Origin of the sequence: Algoriphagus sp. (genome assembly GCF_024642405.1) — a bacterium.
In the GTDB taxonomy this organism is placed as follows: Bacteria; Bacteroidota; Bacteroidia; order Cytophagales; family Cyclobacteriaceae; genus Algoriphagus.
This window is the reverse complement of record NZ_JAHEBC010000087.1, coordinates 1-14389: the sequence shown is the minus strand read 5'-3', so window position 1 is coordinate 14389 and position 14389 is coordinate 1. Positions and strand designations below refer to the sequence as shown.

At 37.3% G+C, this 14389-nt stretch carries 10 protein-coding genes; 7 read left to right on the top strand and 3 right to left on the bottom strand.

The window, feature by feature from the left end; genetic code table 11:
* Together Q0L68_RS08795 and Q0L68_RS08790 are read left to right on the top strand one after the other, a co-directional pair.
* Positions 1-523: DUF6544 family protein (locus tag Q0L68_RS08795; protein WP_366938375.1), on the top strand; the 523-nt coding region annotated here is incomplete at its 5' end.
* Between the two features lie 197 nt (positions 524-720).
* A complete protein-coding gene (locus tag Q0L68_RS08790; protein ID WP_296701816.1) occupies positions 721-1614 on the top strand; it encodes an NAD(P)-dependent oxidoreductase in 894 nt (297 codons plus the stop codon).
* Positions 1615-1761: 147 nt separating this feature from the next.
* Here the strand turns inward: Q0L68_RS08790 and Q0L68_RS08785 are convergent, their stop codons facing one another.
* Positions 1762-2907 (bottom strand): cystathionine gamma-synthase, encoded by a 1146-nt coding sequence (locus Q0L68_RS08785; protein ID WP_296701814.1) that lies wholly within the window; start codon positions 2905-2907, stop codon positions 1762-1764.
* 131 nt (positions 2908-3038) lie between these two features.
* Here Q0L68_RS08785 and Q0L68_RS08780 point away from each other — a divergent pair, with 131 nt between their 5' ends.
* Both Q0L68_RS08780 and Q0L68_RS08775 read left to right on the top strand, forming a co-directional pair.
* Positions 3039-3728, top strand: coding sequence for a VTT domain-containing protein (locus Q0L68_RS08780; RefSeq protein WP_296701812.1), 690 nt, complete (start codon positions 3039-3041; stop codon positions 3726-3728).
* A gap of 354 nt (positions 3729-4082) precedes the next feature.
* A complete protein-coding gene (locus tag Q0L68_RS08775) occupies positions 4083-4463 on the top strand; it encodes a hypothetical protein (RefSeq protein ID WP_296701810.1) in 381 nt (126 codons plus the stop codon).
* A 148-nt stretch (positions 4464-4611) separates the two neighbouring features.
* Here Q0L68_RS08775 and Q0L68_RS08770 read toward each other — a convergent pair whose 3' ends face one another.
* The gene (locus Q0L68_RS08770) at positions 4612-9633 is read right to left on the bottom strand and encodes a C25 family cysteine peptidase (RefSeq protein WP_296701808.1); all 5022 of its coding nucleotides are present in this window, start codon (positions 9631-9633) and stop codon (positions 4612-4614) included.
* Positions 9633-10721, bottom strand: a complete 1089-nt coding sequence (locus tag Q0L68_RS08765) for a PorV/PorQ family protein (RefSeq protein ID WP_296701805.1) — start codon at positions 10719-10721, stop codon at positions 9633-9635. Before Q0L68_RS08765 ends, Q0L68_RS08770 begins: the two co-directional genes overlap by 1 nt.
* 393 nt (positions 10722-11114) lie before the next feature.
* Here Q0L68_RS08765 and Q0L68_RS08760 point away from each other — a divergent pair, with 393 nt between their 5' ends.
* The 3 genes from Q0L68_RS08760 to Q0L68_RS08750 all read left to right on the top strand — a co-directional run.
* Entirely contained in the window at positions 11115-11444 is a 330-nt protein-coding gene (locus Q0L68_RS08760; protein ID WP_296701803.1) for a PadR family transcriptional regulator, read from the top strand.
* 89 nt (positions 11445-11533) lie between these two features.
* Entirely contained in the window at positions 11534-13492 is a 1959-nt protein-coding gene (locus tag Q0L68_RS08755; RefSeq protein ID WP_296701801.1) for a PspC domain-containing protein, read from the top strand.
* A gap of 117 nt (positions 13493-13609) precedes the next feature.
* Positions 13610-14389, top strand: a 780-nt coding sequence (locus Q0L68_RS08750) for an MBL fold metallo-hydrolase (RefSeq protein ID WP_296701800.1), incomplete at its 3' end; no start/stop codon positions are given.

Below are 14389 nucleotides of genomic sequence, written 5' to 3'. Positions count from 1 at the left end.
GCCAGCTTTTAATTGGATGGTGGCAATGAATTTAAATCCTGCTCTCTCAATAGTGGGAAGAGACAAGTTTGAGAATGGGAAAGGGGAAATGTGCATTAAGTTGCTTTCAATATTCCCAATAGTTCATGCAAAAAACAATGAAAAGATAGATCAGGCCACTCTGCAACGGTATTTAGCGGAGATCGTATGGTTTCCATCTGCTGCTTTAAGCCCATACATTAATTGGGAGGCGATGGATGATAAGAATTCTGCTCGAGCAAATTTGGAGTATATGGGAACCAGTGGTTCGGGCGTATTTCATTTTGACGAAAAAAGGATATTCCAAAAATTTGTCGCCATCCGTTATAAAGATGCAAATGACGAAAACCCTTCTAAATGGACGGTCACGGCTATCAAAACTGAAGAAAGAAATGGGGTAAAAATACCAGTAGAAGCCCAGGCCGAATGGGAATTGGAAAATAAAAACTGGACTTGGCTTAAGCTAAAAATAACCCGAATAGAATATGATGTAATGCCGATATAAATGATTTTAACTGGATCTCCTACTATTCAACAGTTTTTAAAAAATTAACGGATATTGGAAATTGGTACCAAATCTAAAAGTTGGGATATTGAGGAAAATAATAATTAATTAAAGATCAAAATTAATATAAGCCTTACGGTGCTAGTCAAAATATTATTCCTAAGAGCACAAATAAAGGAGAATAACAAAAAACTAACATGAGAATACTATTTACTGGAGGATCGGGAAAAGCAGGGAAACATGTCATTCCTTATCTACTTGATCAGGGACATCGAGTGATGAATGTAGACTTGAAAACATTGGACTATCCTGGCGTGGATAATCTGATTGCGGATATTACAGATTCTGGCCAAATGTTTAATGCTATGAGTTCCTATGCTGCTCTAGATGAATTGGAACTAGGCAATGGCGTCCCAAAATTTGATGCAGTAGTTCATTTTGCAGCGGTACCAAGAATCTTAATCAATCCAGATAATGAAACTTTTCGGGTTAACACGGTCGGTACCTATAATGTAATCGAGGCAGCTGTAAAGCTTGGAATCAAGAAAATTATTATTGCTTCTTCAGAGACGACTTATGGGATTTGTTTTTCAGATGGTCAAACCGACCCTAAGTCCTTGCCTCTTGAAGAGAATTACGATGTAGACCCAATGGATAGCTACGGATTATCGAAAGTTGTCAATGAAAAAACAGCCAGGGCCTTCCAGCGAAGATCAGGAGTTGATATTTATGCCCTGCGAATCGGAAATGTGATTGAACCTCATGAATACGCTGAACTGTTTCCTCATTATTTCAAACACCCTGAAGTTCGACGGAGAAATGCCTTTTGCTACATTGATGCCCGTGATCTAGGACAGATAGTAGATTTATGTCTAAAGAAAGATGGATTAGGTTATCAGGTCTTTAATGCAGGAAACGATCATAACGGGGCCATAATTCCCAGCAAAGAATTAGTTGAGCGCTTCTTTCCGGGTGTCCCAGTTACCCGCGAACTGGAAGAACATGAAGCCTTGTTTTCAAATCGAAAAATCCGTGAAGTACTTGGCTTCAAAGAGCAACATAACTGGCGAAAATATGTCAAGGGCGAATGATTTGAAATTTAGGGAAAAGGCAAAAATCAGGTGTTTAGTAAGTCCAAAACGGTGCTAATAATTATAATGTGAAATCTTCAAATCATAATTAAAAACTAAAAAACCAGCCTTTTTAGCTGGTTTTTTTATGTATTCTGATCTCTTAAATCAAATTTTCTTTAGGGCATTTGCCAGATCTTGTTTAAGATCTTCTGCATCCTCTACTCCTACACTGAGCCGGATCAGAGAATCTACCAAACCTACTTTTTCGCGTTCTTCTTTGGGAATACTAGCATGAGTCATTGAAGCTGGATGTCCACAAAGTGATTCTACTCCACCTAGAGATTCTGCCAAAGCAAAAAGTTTGAAGTTTTCCATTACAGTTTTCGCATCTTCCAGCTTATTCCCTACCAAAGTAAAGGAGATCATACCACCGAAGTCACGCATTTGTTTTTTAGCAATATCATGATTAGGATGATCTTCGAAACCTGGCCAGTATACTTTCTCCACTTTCGGATGATTTTTTAGATAGGCCGCGATTGTCTTGCCATTTTGGCTATGTCGTTCCATTCTTAAATGCAGGGTTTTGATCCCGCGAAGGACCAAGAAACAATCCTGAGGTCCTGGAGTAGCACCACATGCATTTTGGATAAATACCAATTTGGATGCTAGTTGATCATCATTCAAAATCAAAGCTCCCATTACCACATCTGAATGTCCGCCCAAGTATTTGGTTACAGAATGCATCACGATATCCGCTCCCTGATCCAATGGATTTTGTAAAAATGGAGAAGCAAAGGTATTGTCCACCGCCAACAAAATCCCATGCGCTTTAGCTACTTTAGCTACTCCCTCTATATCAATGATATTCATCATGGGATTAGTAGGTGTTTCTACCCAAATCATCTTCGTATGTTCGTTAATATAGGTAGCAATGGATTCCGGTTCTCCCATCGGTACAAAATGAAACTTGATCCCATATCGCTCAAAGACTTTGGTAAATAAGCGGTATGTTCCTCCATAAAGGTCATTGGTTGAAATAATCTCATCCCCTGGATTGAAAAGCTTTACTACTGCATCGATGGCTCCAAGACCTGAAGAAAAACAAATACCATGTTTTCCATTTTCCAAAGCAGCTAGGTTATCCTGAAGGGCTGTGCGTGTTGGATTATGCGTTCGGGAATATTCATATCCATTGTGATCTCCTGGTGATCGCTGCACGTAAGTGGATGTCTGATAAATCGGAGTCATTATAGCTCCGGTTGTTGGATCAGGTGTTACACCGGCATGAATTGCTTTGGTACCAAATTTCATATCTATTCGGGGTTTAATTCTTTTGGAATCATGATAAAGGAAAGATTCCCTTACTTCATGTGTGTTTTCGGGTTCCACTTACTAAACTTGCAAGCGGTGAGAAGAAATTTCTTCCCATTAGCGGTTCAAAGATGACAAAAAAGGGCAGTATTTTCAAAACTATTTCCACCTACTATGGGAAACATCCCGCAGGAATCCTCGCTTGGCTATGGGTTACTACCATGCCTTTTATAGGAAGTATGATTTTCGCAGTTTATTATGACTTTTTTGATCAATTCAATCTTCAAAACCCTTTTGATTTATTAGTCTATACATTTCTTGGCGCTTTGCTGATGGGCTTGGCTTTGCTTCCTACCACCTTAATCGCATTAGCATCTGGGTTTTTCTTTGGCTGGATCTCATTGCCTTTTTTGATTTTGGGATACTCTCTGGCTTCTGCCTTAGGATTTGGTCTCGGTAAACTTTTCAATATGGAACTGACTGAGCAACTTTTCAAAAAGAATCCAAAATTCCATGCTGAAATAGAATCCCGTAAGCAAAAGGAAGGTTCTCTGGTATTTTTTGTTCGGATTAGTCCAATAGTTCCTTTTGCAATTTCAAATTTTCTTTTTGCATCCCTAAATATCAGTCTTTTCAAAGTTTTAGTTTTTGGAATCCCGGGAATGCTTACCCGAACCGTCTTGGCATTTACGGCAGGTATTATTGCTAACTCTTTTCTAGCTGCTAAAGAATCTATGAACACACCTTTACAATGGGCCATTGGGCTCGCATTACTCATTGTAGGATTGATGGGTATTTATGGGTATTTGAGGAGAAATTAAGAAAATGTATTTTTTTTATGCTGATAATAAAGTCATTAATACCAAAATTAAGGTAGACTCTATTTCCTAAATAGGATTTGGTTAAAACCATATTACAGAAAATACTCTACCCTATATTTTGTTATAAGCGCGAAATTTTATTAATAACTAGGACTCAAAACCAAAGGAAATTCTGATGTAGGAACTCTATCTTTTTGGTCAATAAACCTAAAATAAGAATTAACGAATAAGTTTAAAACTCATATAATTATTAAAATATTATTATTCTTTTAGAAAAATAGTGTAAAATTGAAGCTAGAGAAAAATATAATTTTCCATAAAAAACAAAATTGTATTAAGTTTAAGTTTATTAATATGAAAAAAATTAGTTTAATAATACTATCAATTATAGGGATAATAACATTTTCTTGTTCTTCTGAGTTTGGCGATTTAGACCCTGATTCCGAATTTATAGGTAACTGGGCTGGTGAATTCAGTGGAGATGTAGATCATGGTACTTGGACCATGACTATTGTGGTAGATGGTACCATTTCTGGAATAGCTATTTCTGAAGTGTGGGAAGAAAACTACAAAATGGAAGGTCAAGTATCTAGAAAAGGAGATCTAAAATTAACAGTGGGTACTGTATCTGGTGGAGCAATATTTACCGGTCAGATAGAGAATGGTATTATTAGTGGAGAATGGAGTAACGAAGACCAAGGCCTAAAAGGTACTTGGAGTGGAACAAAACAATAATTCACTATTTGTTCTTCCAAATTCTATTTTAAGATATTTTGAAGAAGCATAGATTAGAAAAAATCTTTAATAACAATATTTAAATGCCTGGCTTTAAGTCGGGCATTTTTTTATGAACACTTAATTCAAATTATTAAGATTAGCTTCGCTATCTCAGCAGATACATTTTCCCATAGCCTTTATTAAAGGCCCTATCTCCTGCAGTGGGTCTATGCTCCATAAATTGCCCGTTTTTCCGAACCAGCACACGATAGATATAAACTCCATTTGCCAATTGGTCTCCATATTCATCTTTCCCGTCCCAGGCATAATCCGTTAAGTTATTTCCAATTCGAATTGGTCCTAATTCATTCTGCAATATTTCCCGAACAACTTTCCCTGTGACAGTCATAATCTGGATTTTTAACTCATCAGGTACTTCTGAACCAGTTATAGTAAAGACAAATCTCACACTCGTACTAAATGGATTGGGATAAGGATAAAAATTAGTTATCTGAGATTCATTTACTACCTCAAAATTGATTTGATAAGGCTGAGCGGAATCTTCATTATTAATCATTAGTGTATAAGTACCGTCTTCCAGAGGGCCAGGCAAAAACGATATTTTAAATTTAGAATCATCTGTTGCTGGTGACCAAGTCAGGTTTGGGTTAGAAAAATTCACTCTGGCAAAATCACAGCTTTCACAATCCTGCTTCAAAAAAATATCTATTCCTAATGTGTCTTTTTTATAAATCAAAGTTTGATCATTGACCAATTGGGCAGAAATCAGTACTGATGGAGAGACTATATCTCCATCCATGATGTAAATCCCATCAAAATTTACATCCAATACTGAGCTTGATGCATCAGCCTCCACATTAATAAAAGGGCCGAAATCAATCTGATTATTTCTAAATGTCTGTTCCTGCTGAATTCTAGGATTTGCAAAAACCAAAAGTTCATTAACACCTGCTTTTCCTACGGAATTGAAGTCCAGACTAAATTCGATTGACCCGCCTGCTTTCAGCGGAGGGAATTTTTTCGAAAAACTCTCTGCCTTTTTGGAATCCAAATTAGTCCACTTCCAATCTACCTGAATCGAATCTAAGAAATTGAATTTGGAAACATTTTTGAAAATCAGTTCTACAGTAGCTTGTTCTCCTTCCTTTAAATTTATATTTTCTCTGGAAGATTTAACTGACAATGCCCCCTCAGGCACCCCAGTATAATTCACCTGCCATTTATCGAGTTGTGCAGGCGCTGTAGATTCCGGATCATTCATCGAATATCTTAATCTCAGATATGGATATACCTCAGCACTTATAAAACCAAGATCCATTTCCATTTCAGAAATTTGTTCTACAATAATTTCCTCCTGGCCATCTGATTTTACACCCAGAATATCGAAATAAGTATCCTCTTCGTTGATCCAGGTTCTTGTATTCACATTTTGAAAAAATCGCTCCCAATTTGATGCGGGACCAACCCTAGGTGTCAAAATTACACCTGAAGTAATATATCCTTCCAGTTCAGAATCAAAAGAAAGAGTTTGCTGATTGGGAGGGAATTCTTGATTCGTTTTGCCCACAATTTCTATAGCCTCACCAGGTTTCATTCCCTTTCTTCCATAAAGAATATAAGGGTCTCCGGTTTTCAAATTTCTAAGTGTAGCCTCATTGGCTCCAAACTCCCTTAACAAAGCGTATGCTTCATCTGGCCATGCATCGAAAGTAACATTACCTACGGAGAAAATAACAACGTAATCACCTGTCTTAACTCCTCTAACATACTGCTCCAGAAAAGTCTGCCCAGGAGTTGTAATCCAGGAATTTTGGATACTTTGAATAACTTGAGGAACACGGCCACAAGCTCTGGAATCCAAAATATCAAACCCGGGAACGGGAATGGAAAGGTATGGTATCAAGCTTTTTTGTTCAAAAGCAACTAATCCAAGAGAACCATTTGGACATAGACGACTATTCGCATTATTGACATTGTCAATGATTTGAGGAACTTGATCAAGGTAAAATTGAGTATTCCTAAAACTCAGAGAATCTACTGCTGCTCCAACTGTAAATACCTCAATCCCTAATTTCTTATCCTCATACTTCCATCCATTTCTTTGTTCATTCACTTCCAAGTTTGTTAACTGGCTTTGTTCAAGTTGAGGAATGGTTCTTTGTGTCCAGCCATCTGGTCCATTTGAAATAAAAGAAAAACTGGAAGTAGTCCAGGAATCTGATTCGCCAGGTCGTGTTTCCTGAAATTTGGTTCTCCAATAAAAAGTAGTAGAATCACCAGTGTTCATTAAATTAACAGGCCATTCCACTAAGCCGGAGGTGGTGATTCTAACTTCTTTTCTAAAAGCTGAATTGAAGTTAGATGCTGAATCTAATTGAAGAAGAATTGTTCGATCAGAATCTGTTTTTCCAGGAATCTGAGCAATTAAATTGATATTTTTTTCTGAAACAATTCCAAAATCAATTGGGAATAAATTCAATGTTCCACTCAAAGAAATAAACTCCGTAACACTGATCAAATTATTCGAATAATTCATTTCAGGTACCGATTTAGCTGAATTTACTTCTAAAGTGAAAACATTGTCACCTGCAGAATTCAAACCTATGTTTGGAACAGAAAAATGTAAGGTATCTTTTCTGGAGACATATGGAATTTTAATGGAGTCAAAGGCAATTTCAGTTCCGTCTGGAAGCTTTCGTTTGATCCGATATTCAACAGAATCTGTATTTACTATCCCAATATTCCTCAGCACAAAAGTCAATTTGATACTATCCGAAAGAGCATTCAAAGGTGTATCATCAAAACTTTCAAAGAAAACCTCATTTTCATCTAATGAATAATCTGATTTGTCAGCCGGAAACATCCGAACAGCTGGGTCACCCAACAACATCATTTGTTCCATGTGGGTATAGTTCAGAGGTGTGGTACCAAATCTATTTATAAAATCTGTCTCGGCTTCCCGTTTTACCTCTCCAATCGTCTTATAAATACTCGAGCTATCTGCAAAAGCTTTGGAATAAAAAGAATCAGAATATCTATTAAGAACTACATCTACACCTATGGAAGTATTTGCCAAAATATTTGACGCACCTTTTTCTGGAGTTATCACCCAATCTTCCCCTTGTGTATAATTAGTTCCAAAAGCACTGCCATAATCGCATCCGTTGAAAAGCATGACTGGGTATTTTCCTTTATTCTGATAATTCAAGGTCGGATCCGAAGCAAAACCGATTTCTATATCAATTACTGTTGGGGAACCATGCCCGAAAAATGTAACTAAAGATCTCCCTTCATTTAGGTCCCCTGTAATATCAATTAATTCTATGGTTGAATTTGATCTCTTTCTATAAGTTGTCACATTTCCCCCTAAATAAAGACCTTCAGCAATCGTTTTATAGCGGTTTAAATAGTTAAAAAATCGGTTAAGCTCGAATTCCGAAACCCCTCCACTCAAGTGGATCAATTCCTTTTGCCAAGGCGCACTCACTCCTACTACATCCTTTTCGATTGCCTTATCTAAGTAATCTGCTAGCTGTTGGGAGTTTTTAGCTGGAATCCTACCCACAGCCATAGCAGGAGCTTCCAAATTTGAAGGGTCCAAACCTACAACAAAATTGTTATCTGAAATTGGATATCCACCCGGAGGGATTAAGCTTTGAAAAGCAAAAGCACTCGGATTATTTCTATAGAAATAGGTAACTCCAGCTTGTCTAACAGTGGAATACATCGTCAAGCCTCTACCTGCCAACAATAGATGAGTTGGCTTATGAACAGGAAAATAAGTTCTGAGAAATTCAAAAAGTGCAGTAGGTGATTCCTCGCCGTAGCCATATTGATCATAAATATCTTCCATAAATACGGTCAAAGTCTTAAAACCACCTCCCAATGGAGAAGCACGATGAGCAGCATAGGATTGGAGCGGATTTTCGTATTGGTTTGAACTCTCTTCTAATTTGTGATGTCCCACCACTATATAATCAGCTTGTTCCGCTAAATAATTTTTAAATTGAACCGGCTTCAATTTTTCAACCTGAATAATTGAATCAATATTTTCAACCCATATCTTGCTGCTATCAGAAGGAATAGAAGCTCTGAAATTAAGTCGCTCCGCTAACTCAGGAATCAGTATTTTCTGGGGGTTATTATAATCTGAAATCTCAAAAGCTTCATAGGTTCCTGCCGCTTGACCAATAGAAATTCGCTGATTCCCCGGAGGGAGAATAAAAATCTCTGATCCAAAATCTCCATCCACTACCCTTTCCTGAAATGAAACCTTTGCGTAGGCAATCGAAACATTGTCGGCTCCTTCGGTACCAGCAGATTGAACAGTAATCACAATACTTCCATCAGGATTAAAGTCACTCATTAACAATGGTAGAGTTAATTGAGGATATTCATAGCCAAAAAAATTCTGGGTTTGAATCAACCGTTGGGAAGTAGCCGAAGGTCCAACAGTAATCCTTGAAATGTGATTATGTAAGGACCTTCCAACCAATCCAATTTCAAGTCTTCCCTCATTTGAACTTGTGGGATTCCCAAGTCCGGAAATTGTGAATTGTCGGGAATTTCCTTTTGTAATTACTGTACTCATCCAGCCCTGACCTTGATCGTAAATAGACAACCTGAAATCAAGAGCATACCCAACACCTAGCGAATATTGTTCTCCAAAAACTTCGAGCTTTTCCGAAATATATGTTGTTGCGAGCGGCAAATTATTGTCGGGAGCTTCTCTTTCTGTCATTCTTCTCCCGAATTCTCCAGGAGTTACAGTCAAGAAAAAAGCGGTGCTATCTGAGTGCGTATTAAAATAAGGATTCGGTATCCTTTCAAAAGAAGTATATAACAATGAGTCTAGAGTACCGTCATTTCTCAATCCAAAAAAATCTATGTAATCACCTGTATCTAACTTACCATCATTTTCCCCAGGAATAGAAATAGCCACTTCTTTTCCCCGATGATACATCCGGATATTTCTTGGGTCAATAGAATTTACGTTAAGACCTGAGTTGCTTAATGCTTCTGGTGAGATTCTGAAGATACCATCTCTTGCAGTAAGAATTTTATAATAAGTCTGATCATAAGAATACCATGCGGGTTGCTGTGCTAAAACAATAAAATTGAAAGCTAAAGCAAAAATGAAACTGAAGATTACTTTTATTTTGATCATCAATTCCAGCTTTTAAATTTTCTAAAATCAGGAGCCAATTTTTCGAGACTTACTTTAACACTGAATACGTGGGAATAGGGTGTTTCGGAAACATTCCCAATATCAGATAAGGCATAGTCAATTTGGAACTTTTCATTTAATACGACCCCCAATCCCATGCTAGGTTGAAAATTTAGAGATTCAGATCCGTCAAAATCTTTAATATATTGAAAGTTTCCTAGTCCTGCCCTTAAATAGGCAATCCGCTGAAAACCTGCTTCTATTCCAATTTTTGGGTCAATACTGATCGCTGATGTACTTATAAGTGTATTTCTATTCCCATCAAATGTCATATCTAGGTCTGCCACAGTGAGTAGCGTAAAATCTCCTCCCAATTTCCAATCGTAAGCAATACTCCCTATTGCTCTGGGAAGTGTCAATTCTACAGAATTCACAGGAATCTCATTATCCGTTTGAGAATAAATATCACGTACCAATTCCGCATCGTGCGACCAAGCATTAAAGGTGGTTGTGATATCTCTGACCATCAAGCCTAAAGTCAATTTTTTCTTGATGTAAATTCCGCCAAGGTCTAAACCAAAACCCCAAGCTTGTGCAAATTTTCCAACATTTCTATGGATTACTTTGGCATTCATCCCAACTTTAAACTTATCAGAAAGATCACGGGCATAACTTAGCAAAAGAGCATAATCAGCAGCATTAAAAAATTGGATATTATTATAATTTAAGGCTCCATTGGCGTCATAGAGAAACCTTGTATCAGGAATATCATCTACTCCAAACCGTATTAATGAAACTGCAATTTGGCTTTGGTCTTTTATCGGAGTGGAAAATCCTACATAGTCATATTGAGCTACTCCGGCGAAATATTCAGAGTGCATCAACGTAAATTCATATTTATGTTGAATCCCCATCAAAGCTGCCGGATTCCAATAAGCTGAAGTAACGTCTCTCGATGCGGCAGCTTGTGCCCCACCCATTCCAAGTGCTCTTGCCCCTACCCCTATGCTCAGGAATTCATTTGAATATTTGGGAGCAAGGGACTGTGTAAAACCAGTATTTTGAATCAATACTACAAACTGTAGCATCAGAAAAATTGAAATAAAATCAAAGCGGGTGGTTTTCACGAAAACAAAATAAAGCAAATATCTAAGTCGTTAGTATTACTTGGCTTTTTTCTTTTTAAAATCCTACACCTGTACGCCATCGTACATAATTCTGTCCACTTTTTTGCATTTATTTTGGGAATTAGAATTTGTTACACTTTGTCCAATTTTTTTTTTCAATTTCTCAGATAAATCTAAAAGTGCCTAAATAAGCATTAAATGATGATTATTTATTATTTGGCAATCCAAACAGGCTTTATATCACAAGGAATTAGGTTATACAAGGTAGCGTGAAAAAGATTGGTATCATTTTTCTATAAAACTGAGCAATGGAAATGGAATTTTCCAAATGCAAGGAAAATAAATCACCAAAATATGAATGTCGCCAACACACAGATTCAAATGCGCAAAGGACTCTTGGAGTTTTGCGTTTTGCACATTATCTCCCGGGGTGAGGTGTATACTTCAGACTTGATAGACGAACTTACCCAAGTTCAGATGATCGTAGTAGAAGGAACACTTTATCCCTTACTCAATAGGCTTAAATCTGCCTCACTAGTTCAATACCGCTGGGTAGAATCTGAATCGGGACCACCTCGTAAATATTATTCAATTACCGAGGAAGGTAAAGAGTTTCTAGGTACACTTTCTGAAACCTGGACTTCACTAGTCAATTCAACCATACAAATCACCTCTAAGAATTGAACCTATGAAATTGAGTAGCACATTCCAGAATCTAGCTTGTTTCTATTCTTGCGTGATTCCATGTGGCAACCCTCTAAATTGAACAACACATGAAAAAGACGATAAGCATCAACATCAGTGGAATTCTCTTCCACATAGAAGAAGACGGTTATGATACGCTTCGGAAATATCTAGACGCCATCAATAAGCATTTCTCTTCTTACAAAGACAATCATGAGATTATCTCGGATATAGAGAATCGTATTGCAGAGATTTTTCTGAGCAATCTTAAAAACAACAAACAGGTAATTACCGCTGAAAACGTGGAAAAACTCATTGAGAAAATGGGGACTATTGCGGATTTTGCAACTGTTGAAGAAGATAAAACAGAAGAAGAATTTGATAATTCATCAAATCAAAAAGATGAAGACTATTATAAATATGTGACTCCTCCAGATTCAGAAAAAGGAGGGTATAAAAAGTTAATGAGACTTGAAAACAAGAAGATTCTTGGTGGAGTCTGTGCAGGTATTGCCCAATATTTTTCAATAGATCCTCTATGGACCAGACTTATAGCAATCCTATTATTGTTTTCAGGAAATGTCAGATTTAACTCAGGCCTATTTGATTTGCCATTTGAAAATCTGCGATTCGGCTTAAACTTCGGCTTTTTTGCTGTCATTGCATATATTGTTCTTTGGGTGATATTACCTGTTTCTTATGAGGTAGTTGAGGATAAGAATATTAAAAAACTTTATCGAAATCCCGATGACAAAGTATTAGGAGGTGTAGCCTCTGGGTTGGCAGCTTATTTCGGTATTGAAGTAATCTGGACTAGACTCGCTTTGGTTTTCTTGATTTTGGCTGGAGGATCAGGCTTTGTGATCTACTTGGTGTTATGGATCATCACACCAGTAGCAAGCTCTATTACTGAAAGAATCCAGATGAAAGGTGGAGAGATAACTTTGGACAACATTGACACTACTGTTAAAGAAAGTCAGAATCCGATCCCTCAAATACCAGAATCGAATACAAGAAAAATCCTTTTGACTCCATTTAGAGTGATCGGACAGGTAATCGAAGCAATAGGTAAAGCATTAGGACCCGTCGGAAGAGCATTTATATCCGTGGTCAGAGTTATCTTTGGACTCTTTGTCTTCTTTCTAGGATTGGTTATAACTATAGCACCTTTGATTGCTTTGGGTGTATACTTTGGGATTTTCACCAATGATGACTACGGTGTAATGATGGACAATTTCCCAATTGAACTATTCTCAAATCTGGTTCCTGTTTGGTTAATTATAGCTTCATCTTTCCTATTGGTTATCCCAGGAATAATCATTTTACTTCTAGGACTTAGTGTATTAGCCAAAAAGAATATTATAGGAGGAAGAATGGGACTAGTAGCCTTAGGACTTTGGTTACTATGTGTAGGGATTTGCGGATTTCAGATTCCAAGAATTGTGGCCTTATTCAAGTCTGAAAACTGGTACAAAAGCGAAGAAGTTCTCCCTTTATCAGCCGGTACAATAATCTTAAGTCTCAACCCTATCAGTGATGATGCAACCTTTAATCAGGTAAGCCTAAGACTGGAAGGAACCGCGGATTCTGTAGTGACTTTGACCAAAGATGCTTTCTCAAGAGGTAAAACCAAAGCAGAAGCGATGGAAAATGCTGAGCAAATTGTCTATAACTATTCAGTAAGAGACTCTTTGGTTACTTTTGATGAGGGTTTTGATGTCAATTCTCTAGAAACATTCAGAGATCAAAAAGTAAATTTAATATTAAACATTCCTTATGAAAAGCCTTTCATTATGGAAAGGTCCTTACTGGAAATCATTAGAAATACCATTTACAGAAATGGTTATAGGTCCTCACAAGTTAACCAAAGGAATATCTGGGTATTTAATGAAGCAGGATTAGTTTGCGTCACTTGCGATGAGGAAGACAACGATTCAGAGGATGAGGAATCAGTTTATATGGACTCACTTTCCAGAGCTGAACTTGACAGCATAAGCAAAGCAAAGTTTGAACTGAGCAAAATAAAGACAGATAGTATATCTCAATAAGCCTTAATTGAAATTTGAGCTTTAAAAAGCTGAAATCGGGCTTGTGATAAAAAATCAAGAGGCATCCAATTGGGTGTCTCTTTTTTTGTAACTTCTATTTTCAAAAAAAGAATAGCTATGGATGTAACAGTCAAATTTCTAGGAGGGGCAGGTGCAGTTACGGGATCAAAATATCTGATTGATATTGGAGAATTTGAATTTTTGGTGGATTGTGGCCTTTATCAAGGGGATAGAATGTTAAGAGCTCGAAACTGGGATAAATTCCCTATGCCTCCTATGGAAATGGAAGCCATAGTACTAACTCATGCCCATTTAGATCATATTGGATATCTCCCAAAACTAGTCAAACAAGGATTTTCCGGACCTATTTATTGTACAGAAGCTACTGCTGAATTGGCAAAAATCCTACTTCTAGATTCAGGTAAGCTTCAGGAAGAAGAAGCAGAATATGCCCGTAAAAAAGGTTATTCCCGACATGACAACCCATTGCCATTATACACCATAGAAGATGCAGAAGCAGTTTTTCCGAAACTTGTACCAAAGCCCTTTGGAACTCCTTTCAATATCCATCCCAAATTAACAGTCACCTATTATTATGCAGGACATATTTTGGGCGCTGCTATCACAAAAATATTAGTAAAAGGTGATACCCAAGAGAAAAAACTAGTGTTTTCAGGAGACTTGGGTAGATATCATGATCCAATTTTATTCCCTCCTACCCGAATACCAAAAGCAGACATTCTTTGGATAGAATCTACTTATGGGGATCGTGTAAGCCCCCCAATAAAACCGGAAGACGAATTGGGAAGAGCTATCAGAGACACTTTTAATAGGGGTGGATTGGCCATTATTCCGGCATTTGCAGTAGGAAGAACTCAAATGGTTTTATATTATTTA